Raw genomic sequence first — 22,691 nt, 5'->3', positions numbered from 1 at the left:
GGACCTCTCCCGGGTGTTTTCCTGGGCGGTTCCCGCGGTTCCGGACTACTAGACCCATCCCTGGGCGTCATGGTTGCCTTTTCGGTCACCCTGTGACGAAACGGTGAACTTCATCACCCGCGCCGGGGGCCGGCGGTCAGCCGGGGTGGCGCAGGGCTTCGCGGAACCCGGTGTGCACCGCGGTGAGGCCGCCGTCGACCACGAGCGTGGTACCGGTGATCCAGGCGGCGTCACGGGAGGCGAGGAAGGCCACGGCGGCGGCGATGTCCTCGGGCTCGCCGACCCGGCCGAGGGGATACAGCTCGCGCACGGCACCGAGGTCGTCCTCGCGCCCCTCCCACGCCGAGGTGCGGACCGTGCCCGGTGCCACGAGGTTCACCCGGACGCCCCGGGCCGCGGCATGTCCGGCGAGGGTGCGGGTGAGGGAGCCGAGGCCGGCCTTGGCCGCGCTGTAGGCGTGGTTGCCGAAGTCCTGCCGGCCGTTGACCGAGCCGATGCTCACGACGGCACCGCGCCCGGAGGCGGCCAGGTGCGGGAGTGCGGCGCGGCAGCAGCGGTAGGCGCCGGTGAGGGTGACGTCGAGGTCGAGTGCCCACGCCTCGTCGGGGTCGTCCTCGAAGAGCGGGGTGTCCGGGGTGCAGTGGGCGGCGCTGTTGACCAGCACGTCGAGCGAGCCGAAGGCGGTCACCGCGCGGGCGACGGCCGCCTCGACACCGGCCCGGTCGGTCACGTCGCACGCGAACGCCTCGGCGTCCAGGCCGCGGCGGCGCAGTGCGGCGGCGGTTCGCTCGGCCTCCGGCAGGTCCCGGTCGGTGACCAGGACCCGGCCGCCCTCCTCGGCGAGCCGCCCGGCGACGGCGGCGCCGATGCCGCGGGCGGCGCCGGTGACGAGAACTCCGTGTCCCGCGAAGCGGGTGTGATCGGTCATGGCCCGACGGTACGGCCGTGCGGGCCGCCCTTTCCCCGGAACCGGGACACCGGGCGGCCCACCGGTGTCCCGTGCCGTCCGCCGGCCGGAGTGGGCGGCGGACCCGTACGGCTGGCGGGCGCGGCCTCGGCGGACCCGCCCCGGGCGTGTGTGTCAGTGGCCCCGCCGGATCCATTCCTCCAGGTGGGGTGCTTCGGCGCCGATGGTGGTGGGGTCCCCGTGGCCGGTGAGGACCTTGGTGTGCGGCGGGAGGGTGAGCAGACGGTCGCGGATGGAGTCGATGATCGTCGGGAAGTGCGAGTAGGACCGCCCGGTCGCGCCGGGGCCGCCCTGGAAGAGGGTGTCGCCGGTGAAGACGGTGCCGAGACCAGGGTCGTGGAGGCAGACGGCGCCGGGGGCGTGTCCCGGGGTGTGCAGGACGGTCAGGTCGGCGCCGGCGGCCTCGATGACCTGCCCGTCGAGGAGGTACCGGTCGGGGTCGCGGTCCGGGTGGGTCTGCTTCCACAGGGGCAGGTCGTCGGGGTGCAGCCAGATGAGGGCGCCGGTGCGGTCGGCGAGGGCGGGGGCGGCGTCGATGTGGTCGTTGTGGGCGTGGGTGCACACGATGGCGATGAGCCGGCGGCCGGCCACGGCCTCGGCGATGGCGTCGGCGTCGTGCGCGGCGTCGATGACGATCACCTCGCGTTCGTCGCCGACGATCCACACGTTGTTGTCGACGTCCCAGGTGCCGCCGTCGAGGGTGAACTGGCCGGAGGTGACGAGTCGTTCGATGCGCGTGGTCATCACAGCACCACCACCGAACGCAGCACGTCGCCCTGGTGCATCCGCTCGAACGCCTGCTCCACCTGGTCGAGCTGGATGGTCTCGGTGACGAACGCGTCGAGCGGCAGCCTGCCCTGCAGATGCAGGTCGATCAGCACGGGGAAGTCACGGCTGGGCAGGCAGTCGCCGTACCAGGAGGACTTCAGGGCGCCACCGCGGCCGAAGACGTCCAGCAGCGGCAGTTCGATCTTCATCTCGGGGGTGGGCACCCCTACCAGGACGACCGTGCCGGCGAGGTCGCGGGCGTAGAAGGCCTGCCGGTAGGTCTCGGGCCGGCCGACGGCCTCGATGACGACGTCGGCGCCGAAGCCGCCCGTCAGCTCGCGGATCGCCTCGACCGGGTCGCTCTGGCGGGAGTTGACGGTGTGGGTGGCGCCCAGCGTGCGGGCCTTGTCCAGCTTGCGGTCGTCGATGTCCACGGCGATGATCCTGACGGCGCCCGCCAGGTTCGCCCCGGCGACGGCCGCGTCACCGACACCGCCGCATCCGATGACGGCGACGGTGTCGCCCCGGCCGACGCCCCCGGTGTTGAGCGCGGCCCCGAGACCGGCCATCACCCCGCAGCCCAGCAGTCCGGCGACCGCCGGGGAGACGGCCGGGTCGACCTTGGTGCACTGGCCCGCGGCCACCAGCGTCTTCTCGGCGAACGCGCCGATGCCGAGCGCCGGGGAGAGTTCCTGCCCGGTGGCGGCGAGGGTCATCTTCTGCCGGGCGTTGTGGGTGTCGAAGCAGTACCAGGGGCGGCCGCGCCGACAGGCCCGGCACTTCCCGCACACGGCACGCCAGTTGAGCACGACGAAGTCGCCGGGTGCCACGTCGGTGACGCCCTCGCCGACCGACTCCACGACACCGGCGGCCTCGTGACCGAGGAGGAAGGGGAAGTCGTCGGAGATCCCGCCCTGCTTGTAGTGCAGGTCGGTGTGACAGACACCGCAGGCCTGGACTTGCACGACGGCTTCGCCGGGCCCGGGGTCGGGCACCACGATCGTCTCGACCCGTACGGGTTCGTCCTTCCCCGGTGCGATCACGCCGCGTACTTCCTGCGCCATGGCCTGGCCCCTTTCATCGATTGCTACCCGCTCGACCCTACGCGCGAGGGATCGGTGACGGGGACGGACCACGAGGGTGATGGGGATCTTTCCGCGTCGGCGGGCGTCCGCGCGCGAGCGCGGCGATCGGGTGAGAATTTGACCGAATAATGCCATTCGATGATGGCAATGTTTTTGCGGGGTGCGGGAGTTCGCCTGGTGTGTGCCTCGCGTCGGGGCAGGCCTAATGGAGACATGCCTTCTGACGGCCGCAAGGGACGTACCGCATGCCTGTTCTCGGCAGGCGTCTCGCCATGGCCCGGATCGGCGGGCGAACTCTGCAACGCCTTCCCGGTGTTCGCCGACCATGTGGACGAGATCTGCGCCCGCCTCGATCCGTATCTGGAACTACCGCTGTCACGCGTGCTGTTCGCGGCGGTCGGCACCCCCACGTCGGCACTGCTGGAGCGGGCCTCGTTCGCCGGCCCGGCGCTCTTCGCGCTCCAGGTGGCGCAGTACCGGCTGCTGGACGGCTGGGGCATCCGGCCGGACGTGGTGTTCGGCCAGGGGGCCGGGCGGATGGCGGCCGCGTACGCCGCGGGCGTCTTCCGGCTGGCGGACGCCTGCCACGCGGTCGGCACCCTGGCCCGGCTGCTGGCCGGCCGTCCCGGAGCGGCGGCGCACTCCCCCGGGCCGGCCGGGATCCTCGACGCCTACGGCCGTACGCTGGCCACCCTCCACCCGCGGGCCCCGCGCCTGCCGCTGCTGTCCGACCTCACGGCGCGCCCGGTGGGCGCCGAGACCGCCGAGCCGGCGTTCTGGGTGTCCTCCGCGCCGGTTCGTTTCGCCGAGGCGGCCGGCCGGCTGCACCGGGACGGTGTGCGCACCTGGCTGGAACTGGGACCGGGGGATCCGCTCACACGCATGCTTCCCGGCTGCCTGCCCGAGGCACCGGGCGCGGCCTTCGCCCTGGTCCGGGACTGGCGGGCGCTGCGGGAGCGGACGGGCGGGGGGTGAGGGGGGTGATGTCACGGCGGCGGGGCCGCCCACGCCGGACCGGCCACGACGGCCGGGGTCACCGGTAGGGCGGTTGCCCCGGCCGCGGTCGCGCTCGCGCGTGCCGCAGCCGTGCGGCGTGGCGGGAACGCGAAGGGCCGTCCCGGTCGGGACGGCCCGCGTGCCCGGGGCGGGATCAGTGGATGGCGGACGCCAGGCCGAGCAGGGGCGCGGCGGGGGCGAGGACCTGCTCCACCTGGTTCAGCTGGTTCAGCTCCTGGAGGTGGTCCAGGGACTTCAGCTGTTCGGAGACCCGGGGCACCCGGTCCCGGTCCGGCGCCGGAAGGTCACTGGCGGCGAGCGAGTCCAGCGTGGCCATCGCGCCGAGCTTCCCGACGAGCGGGGTGCCGCCCGCGGCCGCGTGCGCCGACGGTACGGCGAGACCGGCGAGACCCGCGGCCAGACCGACGGCGGCGGCGATGCGTCGTGTTGAGATCATGCCTTCAGCAACGGCGGCGGGCCCCCGCCGGACACGGGCGGCGCGGCGCGCTCACCCGTGAGGCGGAGTACGGCGGCTGCGCTTGCCGGGGCCGCGGAGCCGGAGGACGCTCGAAGGTGGGCCGAGCGGCCCGTTCCTCCTCGGGCCGCAGGCGCCTGAAGGAGGTCACCATGGGCACCGCTACAGGCTCCGTCTTCGACGCGGAGACACTGCGCCGGGGCATAGAGGGGAACACCGGAAACACTCTTCTGTCGCTCTACGCCGACGACGCGGAGATCCGTATCGTCGACCGCGACCACGAGCCCAGCCACCCCACCGTCCTGCACGGCCGGGGCAAGATCGCCGAGTTGCTGGACGACATCTACAGCCGCGACATGACGCACAAGCTGGAGCAGTGCGTGATGCAGGGCGACCGCGCCGCCTTCAGCGAGACCTGCGAGTACGCGGACGGCACCCGCGTACTCGCCGAGTCGATGGTCGTCCTGCGGGACGGCAAGATCACCGAGCAGCTGATGGTGCAGGCCTGGGACACCTAGCAACTCCCGGGCAGGACAGCCGGTTCGAGGAAGATCGCGAGGGTCCCGGTCGGCGCCTGGGCCGACCGGGACCTGCTCGGCCCGGGCGGCACCGGGACCCGCCGGGCACACCCTCGGTTACGCTGTACGCGGGTCGTGACTGGCGCTGAGGTGGAGAAACCACCGGGGAGCGGTCCGTGGTGGTTGCCGCGCGCCTGGGCGAGGAGAGTCGATCCAGCCCAGGAGTGTGCAGCATGACCCAGGCCCGTCTCATGGACGGCACCGCCCTCGCCCGCCGTATCGTCGAGGACACCGCGAAGAAGGCCGCCGACCTCACCGCTCGTACCGGCACCGCGCCCTGTCTGGCGACCGTGCTGGTCGGCGAGGACCCCGCTTCCGTCACCTACGTCCGCATGAAGCGGAACCGCTGCCGCCAGGCGGGCATAAAGTCGCGTCACGTGGCGCTGCCCGCGACCACGACCACCGCCGAACTCGTCCGCACGCTGCGGGAGTTGTCGGACGACCCGGGGGTGCACGGCATTCTGCTCCAGCACCCGGTGGGCGACCACGTCGACGAGCGGGCCGCGTTCGAGGCGATCGCGCCGGAGAAGGACGTCGACGGCGTCACCTTCGCCTCGTTCGCCACGATGAGCTTCGGTCTGCCGGGCTTCGTCTCGTGCACGCCCGGCGGCATCCTGCGGCTGCTCGACGAGTACGGCGTCGACCCGGCCGGGAAGCGGGCCGTGGTGGTGGGCCGCAGCGCGATCCTCGGCAAGCCGGTGGGCATGCTGCTCCTGGCCCGGGACGCGACCGTGACGTACTGCCACTCGCGCACCCGGGATCTGTCGGCGGCGGTCCGCGAGGCCGACATCCTGGTCGCCGCGGTCGGCCGGCCGCGGTTGATCCGCGGACAGGACGTCAAGCCCGGCGCGGTCGTGATCGACGCGGGCTACAGCCCGGGCAACGTCGGCGACGTCGACTTCGACTCGGCCGTGGAGCGCGCCTCACTGATCACCCCGGTGCCCGGCGGCGTGGGCCCGATGACGATCGCCACACTGCTGGACCAGACGGCCGACGCCGCCGCCCGGCAGCTCGGAGCCTAGGGCCTTCCTTTCGGACCAGGCCGACCGGAGCGGAGGCGCCGCATGGCCTACCCCCTCCTGCGGAGCGGTCCGGCTCCGGCGGAGGGGCCCCGGACAGGGCCCCGGGGGAACGGCTCCGGTGGCTCAGCGTCCAGGCGACCTACGACATCACGGCACCGGCCTTCCGGTCGGTACTCGGGGCCGACTTTGCTGACGGCCCCGGGGGGTCGTGGCGGCGAGCCGCCGAACGCGCGGCGGAACCGCGGCAGTCGTACGGGGGGCCGGTCGGGGACGGCGCCACGGCGGGGGTTTCCGCCGCCCGGGCGGGCGGCGGGCGGGCTCAGGGGGTGAGCACCATCCGGAAGCGGGCGCGGCCGTCGAGCATCTTCTGGTACGCCTCGCCCGCGTCCTCCAACGGCACGTTCTCGGTCATCGGACGGATGTTGTGCAGGGCGCTGAACGCCATGGTGTCCTCCACGTCCTGCGAGGTGCCGGACGGGTGGCCGCGGACGGCCCGGCCGGCCAGCAGCAGCTGGGCCGGGTTGATGCCGAGCGGTGCCGTGTCCGCGCCGATGACCACCAGTTCCCCGCGGGGCGCCAGGCCGTCGACGGTGGCCGTGATCGCCTCGGAGTTTCCCGCGGTGGCGAGGATGACATCGGCACCGCCCAGGGACTGGAGCGCCTCGGCGACGGAGGTGGACGCCGAGGTGCTGTCGACGTAGTGGTGGGCGCCGAGTTGCTTGGCGAAGTCGGCCTTCTCCTGGCCCCTGGCGATCGCGACGGTCTCGAAGCCCATCGCGACCGCGTACCGCACACCGAGGTGGCCGAGGCCGCCGAGGCCCAGTACCGCGACCAGGTCTCCCGGCCGGCCGGAGCTGCGCCGCAGCCCGTTGAAGGTGGTCACGCCCGCGCAGGCGATGGGTCCCGCATCGCTCGCCGACAGGGCGTCGGGAATCCGGGCGAGGGCGTCGACGGGGGCGATCACCTTGCCGGCGAAGCCACCGTCGTAGGTCCAGCCGGGGACCTGGAGGTTGACGCACACGATGAAGTCGCCTTGGCGGCACGGGGTGCAGTGGCCGCAGCTGCCGCCGAACCAGCCGACCGCGACCCGGTCGCCGACCTGGTACCCCCAGTCCCGCGTGTCCTCGCCCAGCTCCTCGACGCGGCCGGCGATCTCGTGTCCGGGGACCACCGGGAACGTGACGCCCGGGAGCATGTCGTTCACGAAGAGGGAGTCGCTGTGGCAGATGCCGCACGCCTCCACGGCGACCCGGACATGGCGGGGTCCCGGTCGCGGCACCTCCCGCTCGGTCAGCTCGAAGGCGCCGCCCGCGCTCGTCACCTGCGCGACTCGATAACTGGTCATCTGTCTCTCCGGAGAACGGGTAGGACGGTCCCCCGCACCAGCAGACCAGCTCCCGGTCGATCGCGCGCGCTGAACGTCGTCCCGCGGCGGTGACCTGGCTTTTCGGCTTGGAGGTCAGTCACCTGCCCTGCGCGTGACGTTCAGCAGGTACTCCTTGCGGTTCAGCGGGTTGTGGTCGGTGCGCGCCCGTCGTGGAGGCGTGCCGCGGGTGATCGGCGCGTAGTGGTCGAAGGCCGTCTCCAGCTCGCCCTCGCCCCGGGTCAGCCCCGGCAGCCGTTGCCCCAACTCGTGTACACGGGCGGCCGGCACGATGCCCTCCAGCACACCGTGGGCGGCGTGCGTCGCGGTGGTCTCGGGTACGGCGCCCAGCCGGGCCAGCACCGGCAGCAGCGCGCCGAGCGTGTCCGCCGGCGCCTGAAGCCGGAACCGGTGCAGCGGCTCGTGCACCAGGCTGCCGGCCCGGCGCAGTGCCTCGACCAGGACCAGCGGGGTCAGGCCCCGGAAGTCGTGGCCGGTGCTCGACATGCTCTTGTCGAACCTCTGATGGGCGTGACTCTGCCGCGGGGAGTAGCCGGCGTGGGTCATGGTCACCGTGCAGTCGGTGACCCGCCAGCCGTACAGCCCCTGGCCGAGCGTCTCGCGCACGGTGTCCTCGACCGCCTTGAAGAAGGCGTACGGCATGGAGCCCAGCTCCACCTCCAGCCGGAAGCCCACGCCCGAGCCGGCCGGTGCCGGGTCGACGCGCAGGCCGACGGTGGCGAGGAAGGGGTTGGCGTCCTTCTTGTTGAACTCGACGGCGTGTCCGGTGCCGGCCGGCCGCTCGACGCACAGGGTCGTCGTCTCGCGGAAGGTGACGTCCAGGCCGTACTCGTCGGCGAGGGTCGCCTGGATGACCTCCTTCTGCACCTCGCCGTAGAGCGAGACGGAGGTCTCCCGGCGCCGTTCGTCGTGGCGGACGTCGATGAGCGGGTCCTGTTCGGCGAGCCGGCCGAGCGCGAGGTGCAGCGAGCGCCCGTCGGTGCCGGGGCCGGGGACGACGACGGTCTCCAGGGTGGGCGGCGCGAAGTGGTGTCCGCGCGGGGTCGCCGGGAGCCCCAGGGCGTCCCCGACCCGGATGCCGCCGAGTCCCCACACCTTCACGATCCGCCCCGGCCCGGCGCTCTCCCGCCGCTCGTCCAGGACCCGGTCGAAGACCGTGAGCGCGGTGACCCGGCCTTCCTCTCGGTGGCCGCCCACCGGTCGATGCCCGCCCACCGGCTCCGGTGCGCGGCCGTCGGTGGTCCGGCGCTCCTCGGGCCCGTCCTCGGGTGCGCGGCGCGCGGTGCGGCCGTCGCCCGTCGGGTGCTCCGCGGGGCCGGTCCCGAAGGGGACGCGGTCGCGGATGCGCAGGGTGCCGGAGAAGAGGCGCGCGTAGGCCACCTTCTCCCCCGCGGGGCCGCGCTCGATCTTGAAGACGGTGGCCGACAGCGGGCCGTCCGGGTCGCCGTCGGCGGTGGGCAGCAGCCGCTCGATGCCTTCGGTCAGCTCGGGCAGGCCCGCGCCGGTGACGGCGGAGCCGAAGTACACCGGGTGCACGGACCCCTGCCGGGTCCGGGCGGCGAGGGCGGTGTGCAGCCGGTCGTGCGGGACACCGCCGTCGAGGTAGGCGGCGAGCAGCTCGTCGTCCTGGTCGGCGAGGGTGTCCAGGGCCTGTGGGCCGAGGCCGGGCAGAAAGCGGGCGGCGCGGGTGCCGAGCGCGGCGGGCCGCCCCATCGGGACGAGCGGCACGGCCAGTGCGCGCGCCATCCGGCGCAGCAGGGCGTCACCGAGGGCGCCGCGCCGGTCGATCTTGTTGACGAAGACCAGGGTGGGGATGCGCAGCCGGCGCAGGGTCCGCATCAGGACCCGTGTCTGCGCCTGGACGCCTTCCACGGCCGAGACGACCAGAATCGCGCCGTCGAGGACGCCGAGCACCCGCTCGACCTCGGCGATGAAGTCCGGGTGGCCGGGGGTGTCGATCAGGTTGACGGTGACGCCGTCGAGGGGGAACGACACGACGGCGGACTTGATGGTGATGCCGCGGCGCCGTTCCAGCGCCAGCGTGTCCGTGGTGGTGCTGCCGGCGTCGACGCTGCCGAGCTCTTCGATCACTCCGGCCGTGTGCAGCAGCCGTTCGGTCAGGCTGGTCTTACCGGCGTCGACATGGGCGAGGATTCCGAGGTTGAGCAGATGCACTGAGCGTGATGTCCTTCGGCACGGGGTGGGTTCCTTCCTGGGCGGACATGCACGCGGTTCGCATCCGACGTTCTCCTTCTGGTGGCATCCGGTCCTGAGCAGTGCAGCAGGACGGCTCCCCCGACGGCAACGGATTAACGCTCAACCATCCGGGTCCGCAGCGTTCGCCGGGGCGCGGGGGCGGACCTAGAGTGACGTCATCCCCGCCGACACGGCCGCCTGCCGGCTTCGGGCCCCGCGGGCGTCGTGAGAGGAGCGCAGCGTGCGTGAGATCCTTCCGGCGCTGGAGCGCTGGTACGCCGCCCGCGTCCCGTTCGGACTCGCGACGGTCGTCGCGGTCGGCGGCAGCGCGCCGCGCGGGCCCGGCGCCGCCATGGCCGTCGGCCCGGACGGCGAGGTCGTGGGCAGCGTGTCCGGGGGCTGTGTGGAAGGCGCGGTGTTCGAACTCGCGCGGGAGGTGGCGGCGAGCGGCGAGGCCCGGCTGGAGAGCTTCGGGTACAGCGACGAGGACGCGTTCACGGTCGGGCTCACCTGCGGCGGCGAGATCACCCTGCTGGTACGGCCGGTGACGCCCGCGACGGACCCGGCGTTCGGGGCGGTGGCCGGGTCGGTGGGGGCGGGCGAGCCGGTGACCGTGGCCACGGTGGTCGCCGGCCCGGCTCCGCGCGGGGCGACCCTCGCCGTCTGGCCGGACACCGCGGCCGACGCACCCGGCACGCTCGGCACGGACGGGCTCGATGTCGCCGTCGCGGCCGACGCGCGCGGTGAACTCGCCCTCGGTGCCACGGTGCTCAGGCACTACGGGCCGCACGGGGAGCGCCGCGAGGACGACGTCACCGTGTTCCTCCAGTCCTTCGCGCCGCCGCCGCGCATGCTGGTGTTCGGCGCGATCGACTACGCGGCCGCGGTGGCCCGCATCGGGGACTTCCTCGGCTATCGCGTCACCGTGTGCGACGCCCGGCCGGTCTTCGCCACGCCCCGGCGTTTCCCGGCGGCCGTGGAGGTCGTCGTGGACTGGCCCCACCGCTATCTGCGCGGTGTCGGCACGGACGAGCGCACCGTGATCTGCGTGCTCACCCACGACCCGAGGTTCGACGTACCGCTGCTGGAGGAGGCGCTGCGCCGGCCGGCCGCCTACATCGGGGCGATGGGCAGCCGTCGTACGCACGACGAGCGGCGCGACCGGCTCGCCGAGGCCGGTCTGACCGAGGCCGAGCTGTCCCGGTTGCGCTCACCGCTCGGCCTCGACCTCGGGGCCCGTACGCCCGAGGAGGTCGCCGTGTCCGTCGCCGCGGAGATCGTCGCCCTGCGCTGGCACGGCAGCGGGGTGCCGCTCACCGCGACCACGGGGGCCATCCACGCCCCCGCCGCCCGCTGAGTGTCGCGGGACCACTCGCCCTCGAGGGCGTCGGCGCCGCCCGGCCAGGCCGGCCGGTGTGGCGCCCGGTCGCCGGGTACGGGTCACACGCCGGCTAGACGGGGTCGCCCGCCACGCGTGCGTGCAGGTGCTGGTCGTGCCAGCCGTCGGCGTGCAGCAGGGCGCTGCGCTGGGTGCCCTCGAAGGTGAACCCGGCCTTCTCGGCCACCCGGCAGGACGCCGGATTGGCGGTCGAGTGGCACAGGGTCAGGCGGTGCAGGCCGAGGTCGTCCAGGGCCCAGCCGCTCAGGCGCCGGGCCGCCCGGACGGCGACGCCGCCCCCGCGTGCCTCGGGCAGCACCCAGTAGACGACTTCGGCGGTGCCGGCGACGAGGTCGACGTCGTTGAGCCCGGCGAGGCCGACGGGCGCACCGCCTACGGGGGCTATGGCCCAGACCGCACCGGTCTCGGTCCGTCGGCGTGCGCGCAGGCGCTCGATCCGGGCGCGGGCCTCGGCCCGGCCGCCGACGGAGAACAGGTTCCAGTGACTGATCGCGGGGTCCTGCCCGGCCCTGAGCAGGGCGTCCGCGTCGGCGTCGGTCGGCAGCCAGGGACGCAGTTCGAGACCGGCGGCGAGCGGCAGCACGGGCTGGTCGCCGGCGGCGAGGCGACCCTCGGGGACGACGGCCGGTATCCCGGTACTGAAGATCATCGACGCATCCTGCCACACGCGGCTATCGCCGGGGCAGGCGGTGCAGCCGCACGTCGGTGAGTGCTCCGCCGCGGACCGTGGCGGTGAGGTAGGTGCAGTGCGGCTGGCGCCGGCGGTCGGTCGGGGAGCCGGGGTTGAGCAGGCGCAGGCCGCCGGGGGCCGTGGTGTCCCAGGGGATGTGGCTGTGACCGAAGACCAGGACGTCGAGGTCGGGGAACCGGGCGGCGCAGCGGGCCTCGCGGCCCTGGGCTGGCCCGGTCTCGTGCACGACGCCGAAGCGCAGGCCGTCCAGCTCGGCGTAGGCCACCTCGGGGAGTCGCGCGCGCAGTTCGGGACCGTCGTTGTTGCCGTGCACCCCGATCAGCCGGCGGCTGCGGCGCTCCAGCAGGTCGAGGGTGGCGGTGTCGACCCAGTCTCCGGCGTGGAACACGACGTCGGCGTCCGGCAGTTCGGCCAGCAGTGGCTCCGGGAGCAGCTTGGCGCGCTTCGGGAGGTGCGTGTCGGACATAAGGAGCAGGCGCACACCGTCAGCCTAACTCCGGTGCGCGCGGCCACGACGGCAGGCCGCCTCCCGCGCGGCGGACGGTCGCCTCTCACCAGGAGCGGGAGGAGTGACCGGGAAGCGACGGGAGCGACCGGCGAGGCGGGAGGAGCGAGCGCCCGGCGCACCGCCCCGTCCACGCACGCGCCTTCCCCAGGGCCGGGTCCATCGGCGACCATGCGGCATGCGTCCGGACGACTGGCACCTCACCGAAGACCTCGACGACTTCCTCGCCCGAGCCGGGGACTTCCTGCGCTCGCGCCCCGCCTCGCACATCATGCCGCTGACGGCGGCCCGGCGCCTGCGCACGCGCGGGGCGGCCGCGTACGGTGTCCAGGCCCCCCTGTTCGGGCGGCTGGAGCGAGGGGGCGAGGTCCACGCCGCGTTCTACCGGCTCCCGTCCCGCGGCCTGGGCCCCACTCCCCTCACGCCCGGGCAGGCCGACGCCCTCGCCGCCCGCCTGGCCGCCCTCGGGCAGTCCCTTCCCTACGTCAGCGCCGATGACGCCACCGCCACCGCCTTCGCCGAGGCTTGGCGGCGGCACACGGGCGCGACGGCGACACCGCGGGTCCGGCTCCGGCTGTACCGCCTCGGCACGCTCATCCCACCGGAACCGTTCCCGGCGGGCCGGGGCCGGCTCGCGGGCGAGCAGGACCGGGAGCGACTCCTCTCCTGGTGCGCCGGGTTCGCGTCGGACGTCGGGGAGGCCGTCTCCATCGACGCCGACACCTGGGCCGGCACCCGCTTCGCCGACAAGCGGTACACGTTCTGGGAGACGCCGGACGGCACGCCCGTCTCCATGGCGGGCCTGAACCCGAGCGTCGCCGGCGTGGTCCAGGTGGACCCCGTCTACACCCCGGCCCCCGTGCGCGGGCGCGGCTACGCGGCCGCCGTGACCGTCGAGGTGAGCCGGGCCGCGCGGGCCGCGGGTGCCAGGGAGGTCGTCCTGTTCACCAACGCGCTCAACGCCACCAGCAACGCCCTCTACCAGCGCATCGGTTACGTCCTGGTCACCGAGTGGACCGTGTACGACTTCGCGTACGCCGAGACGCGGACCGAGACGGCGGTCGAGGCGGGGATCTGAGCGAGGGCGAGCGAGGGCCGGTGCGCAGGCCCGAGCGGAGGCCCGAGCGGAGCCCCCAGCGGAGACCGCCGATCAGGCGGACGGGGTGCGCAGGCCGTGCAGGGCGCCCAGCGCGCCCAGGGCGACGGCACCCGCGCCCAGCGCGGTGGCGGTGGGATGGCGGACCAGGGTCTCCAGCCAGGAGCGGGGGTGGGAGATGTCGTCGAAGACGCCGTGGGCACCCTGGTCGTCGGCGGGGGTACGGTCGACCGGTTCGAAGAGGTTGTCCAGGCCGGCCGGCGGGACGCGGTCGGTCTGCTGGGAGTCGAAGCCGGTGCGGGCCAGGTAGCGGTCGAGCGGGGCCGGCGCGAGCCGGTTGGCCCAGAGGGTGGCGACGGTGGACGCGCCGACGTAGTACTGCTTGCGGCGCGGATGGTCGGCCGCGTACACCACTCCTCGCGCGGCGACTTCGGGCTGGTAGATCGGCGGCACCGGCATCGGGTGCCTGGCCAGCCGGGAGCGCACCCAGTCGAACTGGGGTGTGTTGACGGCGGGCATCTGGACGACCGTGACGTGCACGTTGCTGCCGCGGTGCAGCAGTTCCGTGCGCAGGGACGAGGTGAATCCGTTGATGGCGTGCTTGGCGCCGCAGTACGCCGACTGCAGCGGGATCGACCGTTCGCCCAGCGCCGAGCCCACCTGCACGATGGTGCCCCGGTCGCGGGGCAGCATGCGCTTGAGGGCGGCCCGGGTGCCGTTGACGAAGCCCAGGTAGGTCACCTCCGTGATCCGCCGGTACTCCTCGGCGGTGATCTCCTCGAAGGGCGCGAACACGCTGGAGAAGGCGCAGTTGATCCAGACGTCGATCGGGCCGAACTCCTTCTCGGCGGCCTCGGCGGCCGCCTCCACCTGGGCCGGGTCGGCCACGTCGGCGGGCTGGACGAGGGGGCGTCCGCCGAGTGCGGCGACCTCGTCGGCCGCCGCCGCGAGGCCTCCCGCTCCGCGCGCGACCAGCACGACGTGCGCGCCGCGTCGGGCGAAGCGGCGGGCGGTGGCGCGGCCGATGCCGGCACTGGCACCGGTGATGACGACCGTGGGGGGCATGGGCGACTCCTCGTCCGACGCGATGACGTTCATTCCATTTGGCGATGACGTTCATTCCACTCGGCAGGGTTCGGCCCGCGTCGAAGCGGACTTCGCCGTCCACATCGGCACGGAGAGCCGCCTCCAGCGCGGACGTGTCCGGAGGTGTCATGTGCGCTCCTCGCTCCTCGCCCGGCGGACGGGCTGTCCGGGAGGGGAGCCCGCGAGTACCCCGCAACTTTTCAGGCAAAACTAAACAGTCCGGGCTGGACAGTTTACCCTGACGGACCTACGCTGAGCGTCATGGTCCACATCTCCGACTCGGCCGTCCAGGCCGCACGCGATCTGCGCGTGGTGTTCAGCCGGCTGCGGCGCCGCATCCGCGAGATCGCCCAGGACGCCGACCTGACCCCGTCGCAGGAGTCGGCGCTCAGCCTGGTCGGCAAGCACGGGGCGGCCACCGCCAGCGCGCTGGCCGCCGCCGAGGGCGTGCGGCCGCAGTCCATGGCCACCACTCTGGCCGCCCTGGAACAGCAGGGGCTGATCCGCCGCGCCCCCGACCCCGACGACGGCCGCCGCCAGCTGGTCACCCTGACCGACGCCGGCCGGGCCCGCGTCGAGGGCAACAAGCAGGTCCGCGAGGAGTGGCTGGCCCGCGCGTTCCAGGACCGGTTCACCGACGAGGAACGGCAGACGGTCCTGCGAGCCCTGGAGCTGATGGAACGGCTGTCCCAGCCGTGACGGCGGGGCTAGCCCCGCGCACCGGGCCGACCCGCGCGGCTCCCTGGCCGGGCCTGCCGTGGCGCGCCTTCGGTTACCGCGTCGCGCCGGGCGCGTCCGCCGCGACGGCGACCCACCCCGTCCCGTGCCGTGCCGACCTGTCCGGGCCGCACGGTCCACCGCCCCGTCCTCACCGCCCCGGCGCCACCGCCCCGGCGCCACCGTGATGCCGGTGCCCCCGTCCGGCCGTCCCTTCGGCCGGTCCATCCCCTCGAAAGGCCTGACCGACCCATGTCGCTCACCACGCTCGACCCTCGTACCGCCCTCGTCGCGATCGATCTGCAGAACGGCATCGTCGCCATGCCGACCCAGCCGTACCCGGGCACGGAGGTCGTGTCCCGCACGGCCGAGCTCGCCGAAGCCTTCCGCGCCCACGGGCTGCCCGTGGTCCTCGTCCGCGTGTCGTTCGCGGCCGACGGCGGGGACGCCGTCCCCGGCCGCACCGAGCGCCAGCCGCGCGGGCTCGCCTTCCCCGAGGGCTGGGACGTCATCGTCGACGAGCTGTCCGGGCACCCCGGCGACATCCATGTCACCAAGCACAACTGGAGCGCCTTTCACGGCACCGACCTGGACGTCCAGCTGCGGCGCCGGGGCATCACCCAGATCGTGCTGACCGGCGTCGCCACCAGCATCGGCGTCGAGTCCACCGCGCGCGACGCCTACGCGCACGGCTACCACGTCACCCTCGCCACGGACGCCATGGCCGACAGCGACCCCGCGGCGCACACGGGCAGCGTCGAGCGCGTCTTCCCGCGCCTCGGCGAGAGCGGTACGACCGCCGAGGTCCTGGAGCTGCTGGCCAAGACCCGGGTCTGACCGACCGGAAGCCGGCCGCGGGTGGCGGGACGGAAACGGCCGGGGGGCGGGGGGGGGGGGCCCCGCCCCCCGCCCGGGGTTGAAAAATCCAACGCCGCCCCGCGGGTTGTCGCGGCCCGGGGGGCCCGGCCCGGGGGGGGCCCGCGGGGCCCCACCGCCGGGGGCGGGGCGGGGCGGCCCAACCCCGGGGCCTGCCCGCCCGCCCGCGGGCGGGGGGGGGGGGGCGGCCCCGGGCGGGGGGGGGGGGGGGGGGCCCCCGCCCCCCGGCCGGTGTTCGATCAGTCCTCGCCGCGCACGATGTTGTCCTCGGCCGGGGCGCCCGGCCGCGGGGCGGACGCGCGGTCCACGACGGCGGGGACGCAGGTGCGCGGCCCCCGGCTCCGCCCTCGGCGGGCCTCGGCCCAGCCGGTCTCGGGGTGGGGTATCGCGGGTTTCTCACTGGCGGGCGCGGTCACGTCGTTCATCTTCCTTCTGCGCTGTACGTGACCGGCCGGGTCCCCCCGCGAGAGCGGGGCAAACCCGGCCTGGCGGCAGCGGGTCAGGTCTGGCCGCCACCGCCGCCGAACGAGCCGCTGGAGCCGGACGACCAGCGCGCGCGTTCCTGGTCGTCGGCGCGCTTGGTACCGACGTTGCCGAGCTGGTGGGGCGTGAGCCGCTCACCGTCGGTCGAGCGGGGCACCTCGTTGGGCTCGCGCACCTCGCGCGTCTCGTGGACCGGCCCGGACGGCGGCATCTTGGGCTGCTCCTCGGGCCGGGGCGGCCCCGGCTCGCGCCGACGCACCTTCATGCCGAGCCGGAAGGCCCAGATCAGTCCGGCGACGCAGGCCACGCCCACGACGAGGATGGCGGCGTACCCGAAGGCCTGTACGCCCGACGCTGCTTCATACCTGGCTGTGTCCATGACTGGCGGGTACCCGGCGGCCGGTCGGGGATGCCCGGCCCCCCGACCGTCAGCCGTTCGGCGCAACCGGCCCCACGGCGTCGCGATCGCCGGCGCCGGCTCCGGCGGCCTGACCCGCGCCCGCGTCCTTCGGCTGCACGGCGTCCCCGCGACCGTCCACGACGCCGACACCTACCCGTCTGGGCGGCCGCGACGGACGGATCCCGTTCGACGCCGCCCCTCGCGATGCGCGACGGCGCCCCCGACCTCAGTACAGATGGCCGAGCAGGTCGAGCGTGCCTTCCCGCCAGGGCTCCGCGGAGAGCGTCTTGACCATCGTCTCGGCCACGTGCTTCTCGGCGACGCCCAGCGACTCGTGTTCGTGGATCATGAGCCACCTCGCGTCGCCCGGGACCCGCTGGTAGCCGTTGGCGAGATACAGGCGCGGATCGTCCGCGAAGAGCAGGATCGCGTCGACCCCGGCGGCCCGCGCGGTGGCCTCGATCTCCGCCAGCAGACGGCTTGCGCACCCCCGGGACCGCGCCCTGGCGGCGACACAGAGATCGACGATCCCGAAGATCCGCAGCGGTACACCGGCGTTGCGGATCATCCGGTGTTCGACGCCCGCGTGCGCGACGAGGGTGTCGCCGTCCCGGACCAGGTACCGGAAGTGGGGAAGCTGCTTGAAGTGGTCGCGCGCCGGATAACCCGGGAAACACTCGCCGAGCAGCGCCTCGATCGCCGCCCGGGACTCCGCGTCGATCTCGTGTTCCGTCGTCTTGTGCGTGCGCATGGGCGGGCCCCCCGTGGTCGGTCGTTGTCAGCGCGTGTCCTCCGTCGCCGCCGTCCGTTCTACCTCGGCCTCCACCTCGGCCCGCGGCCGCCCCGTCTCCTTGGCGTACTCGCTGACCGCCATCTGCACGTCCCGGGCCAGATCCCGCCAGGCGCGCAGCGCGGTCTCGTAGGTGCCCGACTGGGCCCCCGTCATCCGTTGCTCGGCCGGCGGGCCGTAGGTCTCCCGCAGGTCCTCGACCATGGCGCGAGCCGCGTCGGCCGCGCGCTGCTTCTGTACCAGTTCCTCGAAGATGTGTGCCACACCAACCGACCCTAGGCAAGGGTCGGGCGACGCGCCTCCCCAGCCGGGCCTGAACGGGCCGTCCGCCGCACCCGGGTGGCGGGTCAGCCGCCCGGCACCAGGTCGGCCCAGACCTGTTTGCCGCCGCTGACCGGGATCGTGCCCCAGGCCTGCGACACGGCCTCCACCAGCAGGATGCCCCGGCCGCCGGTCGCCTCCCAGCCCATGCCGGTGGGCTTGACGGGGCTGCGCGGCGAGGAGTCGGCCACGGCGAGCCGCAGCCGGTGGCCCACCAGGCTCAGATCGAGCCGTACCTGGCCGCCGGTGTGCACGAGCGCGTTGGTGACCAGCTCGGACACCACGAGCAGCGCCGGGTCGAGGGTGTCCGGGTGGACGCCCCAGGTGCGCAGGGTACGCCGGGTGAAGCGGCGTGCGTGGCGGACCGCCTCCGGGACCCGCCACACCGTCCAGCTCTCGCGCAACGGCCGTACGGCCATGCCGTCGTAGCGTGTCAGCAGCAGGGCGACGTCGTCGCCGCGGTGGGCGCCGGTGAGCAGGGCGTCGGCCATCAGGTCCAGGTGGGCGGGGTCCGCGGCGGACAGTGCACGGGCGAGCCGGTCCATGCCGGTGTCGAGGTCGGTGTCGGCGGACTCCACCAGGCCGTCGGTGGTCAGCGCGATCACGGTGCCGTGCCGCAGTCCGAGCGGGGTCATCGGGAACTCGGCCCCGGGCAGAACGCCCAGCGGCGGGCCGCCCTCCGCCTGGACGATCTCGGCGGTGCCGTCCGGGTGGCGCAGCACGGGCTGGACGTGGCCCGCCCGCACGCACAGGGCGGTGCCCCGCTCCATGTCGATGTCGACGTAGGCGCAGGTGGCGAAGAGGTCGGTCTCCATGTCCAGCAGCAGCCGGTTGGCGAGCGCCACGACGACGTCGGGGGTGTGGCCCTCGGCGGCGTAGGCGCGCAGCGCGGTGCGCATCTGGCCCATCAGGGTGGCGGCGCCCGCGTTGTGGCCCTGGACGTCGCCGATGACGAGGGCGACGTGGTTGTCGGCGAGCGGTATCACGTCGTACCAGTCGCCGCCGACCTCCAGACCGGCGGTCGTGGGGAGATAGCGGGCGACGGCGACCGCGCCGGGCAACCGGGGCAGCCGGCGGGGCAACAGGGTGCGCTGGAGCATGCCGACGAGTTCGTGCTCGGCGTCGAAGGCGTGGGCGCGCAGCAGGGCCTGGCCGGTCAGGGCGGCGCAGGCGGTGAGCAGGGCGCGTTCGTCGGGGCCGAAGTCGTGCGGGCGGTCCCAGCCGATCAGACAGGCTCCGGCCATGCGCCCGCCGGCGGGCAGCGGCAGCACGGCGAGGCCGCCGGGGCCGACGTCGGCCAGGGCCGGCTCCAGGACGCTGCCGGCGGGCCAGATCCGGGCGCGTCCGCCGCGCAGCGCGGCGGCCAGCGTCGGCATGGCACGCACCGGCGCGTCGGGCCACTCGCTGCGCCACTCGCTGCGCCACACCTCGGGCCAGGCCTCAGGTTCGGGTGGGTCGAGAACGGTCACCACGAGCCGGTCGTTCTCCAGTTCGGCGAGGGCGATCCGGTCGGCCTTGAGCGGCCCGCGCAGCGCCGCGACGACGGCCCCGCCGACGTCCTTGACCGTGCCGGCCGTGGCCAGGGCGGCGGCCAGGCGCTGCACCCGGGCCACGTCGGTGACGTCGGAGCGCAGGGTGGAGGTGTCGGCCACGGTGCCGACGAGCCGTGCCGCGCCGCCGTCCCCGCCCGCCACCAGCCGGCCGCGCAGCCGAAGCCATCTGGGTGGACCGGAGGGCTGCCGGACGCGGAACTCCAGTTCGCGGTCGCCGATCGACATGTGGTCGGCCTCGACCACGGACATCAGCGCGGGCAGGTCCTCGGGCACGGTGCGTTCGAGCAGGGTCTCCACCCGGCCGTCGAACGCCTGCCGGCCGATCCCGAACAGCCGCAGGATCTCGTCGCCGACCTCGGCCCTGCCGGTGTCCATGGCGAGGCTGAAGGCGTCCGGCGACAGCTCGCCGGTGTCACCGGCGGCGAACGGGGCGGGTACGGCGACGGCGCGGGCGATCAGCTCCAGGCAGGCGCGGTCCTCGGTGCCGAAGCCGCCCGGCTGTTCGCTGACGGCCAGCAGACAGCCGCCGCCCACCGGGCCGAGCGGCAGCAGTCCGAGGGAGAAGTCGCCGGCGGGGGTGCGCCGCGCCTCGGGACAGCCGGTCAGCTCCGCGGGGCCGAGCCACCGCGGGCGTCCGGTGCGGTGGGCCTCGGCGACCGGGGAGGTGCCCGTGGCCGGATAGCCGTCGCGCAGTCCGTACAGCGTGCGCGGCAGCCCCGCCGACTCGGCGAGACACAGATGGGAGGGGTCGCCGCCGGGCGCGTAGACCCCGGCGAAGGCGGCCCCGGCGAACACGAGCGCCTGTTCGAGGACGCGGCGGAGCCGGTCTGGTGTGGCGGGTGACGCGGTGAGCGTGTCAAGGGCGGCTTCCGCACGCTCCGGCGCCGTACGCGTTCTGCTGACCGCAGTGCCCTCACTCACCACGTTCGCCATTACAGCGCGTAAACGGCGTCGGCGCAGCCCCTGTGCCGTTATGCGGGCCCGCTCCACAGCCCCCGGCTGACACTGGCGGTGACCGCGGCGACGACGACCAGCAGGGCGAAGACGAGCATGGCCGTCTCGTCGTTCCAGCGGCCCAGCAGCGCGCCGGCCAGGGCGGGGGCCAGGGCCGCCGCGGAGCCGGCGGCCAGGAGGACCAGCCCGACCACGCGCCCTTGCAGATGGTCGGGGGTGACGGCGGCCTGGTGTCCGAAGAGGGCGGCGTTGGCGGTGGGCCCGAGGAAGACCGCGGCGGCCAGCGGCACGGCGGCCAGGATCGAGGGGGACAGCAGCGCGCTGAGAGCCATCAGCGCCGCGGTGGTCCAGCAGAGCAGGGTGAGCAGGACGGGCAGGCGCAGCACCCGTTGCAGGGTGGGGGCGGCGAACGCGCCGAGGAAGCCGCCGACGGCGAAGATCGTGCCGGCGAGACCGACCAGGAAGGGGGAGAGGCCGGCGCGTCTGAGCGAGAGGGTGAGCGTGAAGACCACGCCGGTGAAGGCCATGTTGAGGGGGGCGGCGGTCAGCAGCAGGGCGCGCAGGAAGGGGTGGCCCAGCGCGAAGCGCAGGCCTTGCACCGCGGACGCGCCGGCGGACGGTGGTGGCTCCCGCCGGGGCTGCTGGAGCGGCTCGCGGACGCAGAGGACGGCCACCAGCGACAGCAGGTGGCTGAGCGCGTTGCCGGCGAACGGCAGGGCCCGTCCGATCCCGAACAGCAGGCCGCCCAGCGGCGGGCCGGCCAGCGACGTGCCGTAGGCGCGTGCCTCGTTGCGGGCCACGGCGGCGGCGATCTGGTCGGGGCGCACCAGGTTGCGGATGGCGGCGTGCTCGGCGGTGCTGAAGACGGCCGTGGCGGCGGCGCTGCATGCCACCACGCCGACGATGACCGCGATGGGGGCGGTGCCCGTGAGGAGCAGGGCGGCGAGCAGGGCGAACAGCGCCAGCCGGAAGACGTCGGAGACGATCATCAGCCGGCGCCGGTCGAAGCGGTCGGCGAGGACGCCCGCCGGCAGCCGGCACACCATGGCGGCGGCGAGTGCGGTGGTGCCGACGAGTCCGGCGCGGGCCGGTGACCCGGTCTGCTGCAGGACCAGCAGCGGCAGGGCCAGGTCCGCCATGGCGCCGCCGAGGTCGGACAGGCACTGGCCGGCCCACAGCAGGTTGAAGTCGCGGTTGCGCCACAGGCCGGGCGGCCGGCCGGTGCCCGGCGCCCCGGTGGCGTCCTCGGTGAGCGGCGGCCGGGTCACACCGGGTCCGCCGTACGCGTGGCGTCCGCCGGCTCCGCCGCGCCGGCCGTGCCCACCAGGTCGGCCACCGGGTCCGCGGGGTCCGCGGTGGTGCCCGCGGCCGGGGCCGCGTTCGGGGGCCGCGTCGAGACGACCAGCAGCTTCGTCACGGAACCGTCGTCGCCGACGACATCGCGCACGTGGCGGAAGCCCAGGCGCTCGCACATGGTGAGGCTCGCGGTGTTCCCGGCGCCCACCATGCCGTAGGCCTCGTCGAGCCCGAGATTGTCGGCCGCGTGCCGCAGGAGACCGCGCACCACCTCGCCGCCCAGTCCCCGGCCCCAGTGCTCCGGGACGAGCGCGGTGACGAGTTCGTGGCCGTCGACGTTCCCGGTCCGCTTCACCTCGGCGTGACCGACGTACGTGCCCTTCAGCCACAGTCCCCACACGTCGAAGCGGCGCTGCGGGTAGACGTCGGTGAGGATGGCCCGGAACAGATCGCGGATGTCGGGTTCGGGCACGAGGTCCTGCCCCATCCAGCGGCACACCCGCTCGTCGCGCAGCAACGCGACGAAGGCGTCCTCGTGTTCGGGGCGGTAGGGCAGGAACTCCAGGCGCTCGGTGCGCAGTACGGGGGTCATGGCGGGCTCCTCGGATGTGGTGCGTCGTGGTGGGGCCGAGGGCGGTGGGGCGCCGGTACGGCGAAGCGGCGGGCGGTGTGGGGCGGGCGTCGCCGGCGGGGAGGGTGGCCGGCCCGGCAAGTGCTGCCGGGCCGGCCGGCGCTCAGGCTTCCGCGTTCTCCATGCGCTCGCGCAGGCTGCGCGGACGCATGTCGGTCCAGACCTCGTCGACGTAGGCGGAGCACTCGGCCTCGGTGCCCTCCTTGCCGACGGGCTGCCAGCCCGCGGGCACCTCGACGTCGACGGGCCACAGGGAGTACTGGTCCTCGTCGTTGCGCAGCACCTGGTAGCGGGTGTTCTCGTCCATGTCACGTTCCTTCGCGTCGGATCGGGTGGGGCGGTCGGTTGGGCGGGTGATGACCCGCGGGGCGGGCCGGGGGTGTTCCCGGGGTCGGGGCGCGGGGTGAGCGCGGGTCGTGGCG

24 protein-coding genes and 1 riboswitch are annotated in these 22,691 nt (G+C 74.4%); of the genes, 7 read left to right on the top strand and 17 right to left on the bottom strand.

What is annotated here, in order from left to right; translation table 11 throughout:
* Window positions 1–136 precede the first annotated feature (136 nt).
* From ACIBA9_RS02220 to ACIBA9_RS02210, 3 genes are all read right to left on the bottom strand, one after another.
* Entirely contained in the window at window positions 137–928 is a 792-nt protein-coding gene (locus ACIBA9_RS02220) for an SDR family NAD(P)-dependent oxidoreductase (protein WP_399359441.1), read from the bottom strand.
* Window positions 929–1,081: 153 nt separating this feature from the next.
* Window positions 1,082–1,711 (bottom strand): MBL fold metallo-hydrolase, encoded by a 630-nt coding sequence (locus ACIBA9_RS02215; protein ID WP_393901247.1) that lies wholly within the window; start codon window positions 1,709–1,711, stop codon window positions 1,082–1,084.
* A complete protein-coding gene (locus tag ACIBA9_RS02210; RefSeq protein WP_399359440.1) occupies window positions 1,711–2,799 on the bottom strand; it encodes an S-(hydroxymethyl)mycothiol dehydrogenase in 1,089 nt (362 codons plus the stop codon). Before ACIBA9_RS02210 ends, ACIBA9_RS02215 begins: the two co-directional genes overlap by 1 nt.
* A gap of 234 nt (window positions 2,800–3,033) precedes the next feature.
* On the opposite strand from ACIBA9_RS02210, the gene ACIBA9_RS02205 reads away from it, so the two are divergent.
* Complete coding sequence (locus ACIBA9_RS02205) at window positions 3,034–3,795, top strand: acyltransferase domain-containing protein (protein ID WP_399359439.1); 762 nt, start codon at window positions 3,034–3,036, stop codon at window positions 3,793–3,795.
* A 175-nt stretch (window positions 3,796–3,970) separates the two neighbouring features.
* On the opposite strand, the gene ACIBA9_RS02200 is transcribed toward ACIBA9_RS02205, so the two are convergent.
* Window positions 3,971–4,273, bottom strand: coding sequence for a hypothetical protein (locus tag ACIBA9_RS02200; protein WP_362152388.1), 303 nt, complete (start codon window positions 4,271–4,273; stop codon window positions 3,971–3,973).
* A 170-nt stretch (window positions 4,274–4,443) separates the two neighbouring features.
* Between ACIBA9_RS02200 and ACIBA9_RS02195 the strand changes: the two genes are divergently transcribed.
* Both ACIBA9_RS02195 and ACIBA9_RS02190 read left to right on the top strand, forming a co-directional pair.
* On the top strand, window positions 4,444–4,809 hold the full coding sequence (locus tag ACIBA9_RS02195) for a nuclear transport factor 2 family protein (RefSeq protein WP_362152386.1): 366 nt from the start codon (window positions 4,444–4,446) through the stop codon (window positions 4,807–4,809).
* A 125-nt stretch (window positions 4,810–4,934) separates the two neighbouring features.
* Window positions 4,935–5,016: riboswitch (ZMP/ZTP riboswitch) on the top strand.
* A gap of 26 nt (window positions 5,017–5,042) precedes the next feature.
* Window positions 5,043–5,891, top strand: a complete 849-nt coding sequence (locus ACIBA9_RS02190; protein ID WP_399359438.1) for a bifunctional 5,10-methylenetetrahydrofolate dehydrogenase/5,10-methenyltetrahydrofolate cyclohydrolase — start codon at window positions 5,043–5,045, stop codon at window positions 5,889–5,891.
* 319 nt (window positions 5,892–6,210) lie between these two features.
* Here the strand turns inward: ACIBA9_RS02190 and ACIBA9_RS02185 are convergent, their stop codons facing one another.
* Window positions 6,211–7,236, bottom strand: coding sequence for an alcohol dehydrogenase (locus tag ACIBA9_RS02185; protein WP_399359437.1), 1,026 nt, complete (start codon window positions 7,234–7,236; stop codon window positions 6,211–6,213).
* Window positions 7,237–7,350: 114 nt separating this feature from the next.
* On the bottom strand, window positions 7,351–9,450 hold the full coding sequence (locus ACIBA9_RS02180; protein ID WP_399359436.1) for a GTP-binding protein: 2,100 nt from the start codon (window positions 9,448–9,450) through the stop codon (window positions 7,351–7,353).
* 262 nt (window positions 9,451–9,712) lie between these two features.
* On the opposite strand from ACIBA9_RS02180, the gene ACIBA9_RS02175 reads away from it, so the two are divergent.
* Window positions 9,713–10,828 (top strand): XdhC family protein, encoded by a 1,116-nt coding sequence (locus tag ACIBA9_RS02175; protein ID WP_399359435.1) that lies wholly within the window; start codon window positions 9,713–9,715, stop codon window positions 10,826–10,828.
* A gap of 94 nt (window positions 10,829–10,922) precedes the next feature.
* Here ACIBA9_RS02175 and ACIBA9_RS02170 read toward each other — a convergent pair whose 3' ends face one another.
* The gene (locus ACIBA9_RS02170; protein WP_399359434.1) at window positions 10,923–11,519 is read right to left on the bottom strand and encodes a GNAT family N-acetyltransferase; all 597 of its coding nucleotides are present in this window, start codon (window positions 11,517–11,519) and stop codon (window positions 10,923–10,925) included.
* Between the two features lie 22 nt (window positions 11,520–11,541).
* Window positions 11,542–12,042, bottom strand: a complete 501-nt coding sequence (locus tag ACIBA9_RS02165; protein ID WP_362152372.1) for a metallophosphoesterase — start codon at window positions 12,040–12,042, stop codon at window positions 11,542–11,544.
* Between the two features lie 202 nt (window positions 12,043–12,244).
* Between ACIBA9_RS02165 and ACIBA9_RS02160 the strand changes: the two genes are divergently transcribed.
* Window positions 12,245–13,144, top strand: a complete 900-nt coding sequence (locus tag ACIBA9_RS02160; RefSeq protein ID WP_399359432.1) for a GNAT family N-acetyltransferase — start codon at window positions 12,245–12,247, stop codon at window positions 13,142–13,144.
* A gap of 72 nt (window positions 13,145–13,216) precedes the next feature.
* Here the strand turns inward: ACIBA9_RS02160 and ACIBA9_RS02155 are convergent, their stop codons facing one another.
* A complete protein-coding gene (locus ACIBA9_RS02155) occupies window positions 13,217–14,227 on the bottom strand; it encodes an SDR family oxidoreductase (protein ID WP_399359431.1) in 1,011 nt (336 codons plus the stop codon).
* A gap of 282 nt (window positions 14,228–14,509) precedes the next feature.
* Between ACIBA9_RS02155 and ACIBA9_RS02150 the strand changes: the two genes are divergently transcribed.
* Both ACIBA9_RS02150 and ACIBA9_RS02145 read left to right on the top strand, forming a co-directional pair.
* On the top strand, window positions 14,510–14,947 hold the full coding sequence (locus ACIBA9_RS02150) for a MarR family winged helix-turn-helix transcriptional regulator (protein ID WP_399359430.1): 438 nt from the start codon (window positions 14,510–14,512) through the stop codon (window positions 14,945–14,947).
* A gap of 270 nt (window positions 14,948–15,217) precedes the next feature.
* A complete protein-coding gene (locus ACIBA9_RS02145) occupies window positions 15,218–15,802 on the top strand; it encodes an isochorismatase family protein (RefSeq protein WP_399359429.1) in 585 nt (194 codons plus the stop codon).
* A 278-nt stretch (window positions 15,803–16,080) separates the two neighbouring features.
* Here the strand turns inward: ACIBA9_RS02145 and ACIBA9_RS02140 are convergent, their stop codons facing one another.
* The 8 genes from ACIBA9_RS02140 to ACIBA9_RS02105 form a co-directional block, all read right to left on the bottom strand.
* Entirely contained in the window at window positions 16,081–16,266 is a 186-nt protein-coding gene (locus tag ACIBA9_RS02140) for a hypothetical protein (protein WP_399359428.1), read from the bottom strand.
* Between the two features lie 74 nt (window positions 16,267–16,340).
* Window positions 16,341–16,703, bottom strand: a complete 363-nt coding sequence (locus ACIBA9_RS02135) for a DUF6479 family protein (RefSeq protein ID WP_399359427.1) — start codon at window positions 16,701–16,703, stop codon at window positions 16,341–16,343.
* Window positions 16,704–16,950: 247 nt separating this feature from the next.
* Complete coding sequence (locus ACIBA9_RS02130) at window positions 16,951–17,475, bottom strand: GNAT family N-acetyltransferase (RefSeq protein ID WP_362152355.1); 525 nt, start codon at window positions 17,473–17,475, stop codon at window positions 16,951–16,953.
* Window positions 17,476–17,502: 27 nt separating this feature from the next.
* Window positions 17,503–17,778, bottom strand: coding sequence for a hypothetical protein (locus ACIBA9_RS02125; RefSeq protein ID WP_399359426.1), 276 nt, complete (start codon window positions 17,776–17,778; stop codon window positions 17,503–17,505).
* Window positions 17,779–17,861: 83 nt separating this feature from the next.
* The gene (locus tag ACIBA9_RS02120) at window positions 17,862–20,321 is read right to left on the bottom strand and encodes a SpoIIE family protein phosphatase (RefSeq protein WP_399359425.1); all 2,460 of its coding nucleotides are present in this window, start codon (window positions 20,319–20,321) and stop codon (window positions 17,862–17,864) included.
* 38 nt (window positions 20,322–20,359) lie between these two features.
* Window positions 20,360–21,610, bottom strand: coding sequence for an MFS transporter (locus tag ACIBA9_RS02115; RefSeq protein WP_399359424.1), 1,251 nt, complete (start codon window positions 21,608–21,610; stop codon window positions 20,360–20,362).
* On the bottom strand, window positions 21,607–22,230 hold the full coding sequence (locus ACIBA9_RS02110; protein ID WP_399359423.1) for a GNAT family N-acetyltransferase: 624 nt from the start codon (window positions 22,228–22,230) through the stop codon (window positions 21,607–21,609). Before ACIBA9_RS02110 ends, ACIBA9_RS02115 begins: the two co-directional genes overlap by 4 nt.
* Window positions 22,231–22,372: 142 nt before the next feature.
* Window positions 22,373–22,576 (bottom strand): MbtH family NRPS accessory protein, encoded by a 204-nt coding sequence (locus tag ACIBA9_RS02105; RefSeq protein ID WP_055606248.1) that lies wholly within the window; start codon window positions 22,574–22,576, stop codon window positions 22,373–22,375.
* Window positions 22,577–22,691 lie beyond the last annotated feature (115 nt).

Origin of the sequence: Streptomyces sp. NPDC051452 (genome assembly GCF_044454765.1) — a bacterium.
Taxonomy (GTDB): domain Bacteria; phylum Actinomycetota; class Actinomycetes; order Streptomycetales; family Streptomycetaceae; genus Streptomyces.
This window is presented reverse-complemented; position numbering and strand designations above follow the sequence as displayed.

Excerpts from the sequence above, each read along its gene's own strand:
- ACIBA9_RS02105 (WP_055606248.1), bottom strand. The coding sequence starts at position 22,576 with ATGGACGAGAACACCCGCTACCAGGTGCTGCGCAACGACGAGGACCAG.
- ACIBA9_RS02110 (WP_399359423.1), bottom strand. The coding sequence starts at position 22,230 with ATGACCCCCGTACTGCGCACCGAGCGCCTGGAGTTCCTGCCCTACCGC.
- ACIBA9_RS02195 (WP_362152386.1), top strand. The coding sequence starts at position 4,444 with ATGGGCACCGCTACAGGCTCCGTCTTCGACGCGGAGACACTGCGCCGG.
- ACIBA9_RS02200 (WP_362152388.1), bottom strand. The coding sequence starts at position 4,273 with ATGATCTCAACACGACGCATCGCCGCCGCCGTCGGTCTGGCCGCGGGT.
- ACIBA9_RS02130 (WP_362152355.1), bottom strand. The coding sequence starts at position 17,475 with ATGCGCACGCACAAGACGACGGAACACGAGATCGACGCGGAGTCCCGG.
- ACIBA9_RS02220 (WP_399359441.1), bottom strand. The coding sequence starts at position 928 with ATGACCGATCACACCCGCTTCGCGGGACACGGAGTTCTCGTCACCGGC.
- ACIBA9_RS02170 (WP_399359434.1), bottom strand. The coding sequence starts at position 11,519 with ATGATCTTCAGTACCGGGATACCGGCCGTCGTCCCCGAGGGTCGCCTC.
- ACIBA9_RS02140 (WP_399359428.1), bottom strand. The coding sequence starts at position 16,266 with ATGAACGACGTGACCGCGCCCGCCAGTGAGAAACCCGCGATACCCCAC.
- ACIBA9_RS02135 (WP_399359427.1), bottom strand. The coding sequence starts at position 16,703 with ATGGACACAGCCAGGTATGAAGCAGCGTCGGGCGTACAGGCCTTCGGG.
- ACIBA9_RS02190 (WP_399359438.1), top strand. The coding sequence starts at position 5,043 with ATGACCCAGGCCCGTCTCATGGACGGCACCGCCCTCGCCCGCCGTATC.
- ACIBA9_RS02150 (WP_399359430.1), top strand. The coding sequence starts at position 14,510 with ATGGTCCACATCTCCGACTCGGCCGTCCAGGCCGCACGCGATCTGCGC.
- ACIBA9_RS02155 (WP_399359431.1), bottom strand. The coding sequence starts at position 14,227 with ATGCCCCCCACGGTCGTCATCACCGGTGCCAGTGCCGGCATCGGCCGC.
- ACIBA9_RS02205 (WP_399359439.1), top strand. The coding sequence starts at position 3,034 with ATGCCTTCTGACGGCCGCAAGGGACGTACCGCATGCCTGTTCTCGGCA.
- ACIBA9_RS02120 (WP_399359425.1), bottom strand. The coding sequence starts at position 20,321 with ATGGCGAACGTGGTGAGTGAGGGCACTGCGGTCAGCAGAACGCGTACG.
- ACIBA9_RS02185 (WP_399359437.1), bottom strand. The coding sequence starts at position 7,236 with ATGACCAGTTATCGAGTCGCGCAGGTGACGAGCGCGGGCGGCGCCTTC.
- ACIBA9_RS02145 (WP_399359429.1), top strand. The coding sequence starts at position 15,218 with ATGTCGCTCACCACGCTCGACCCTCGTACCGCCCTCGTCGCGATCGAT.
- ACIBA9_RS02160 (WP_399359432.1), top strand. The coding sequence starts at position 12,245 with ATGCGTCCGGACGACTGGCACCTCACCGAAGACCTCGACGACTTCCTC.
- ACIBA9_RS02210 (WP_399359440.1), bottom strand. The coding sequence starts at position 2,799 with ATGGCGCAGGAAGTACGCGGCGTGATCGCACCGGGGAAGGACGAACCC.
- ACIBA9_RS02215 (WP_393901247.1), bottom strand. The coding sequence starts at position 1,711 with ATGACCACGCGCATCGAACGACTCGTCACCTCCGGCCAGTTCACCCTC.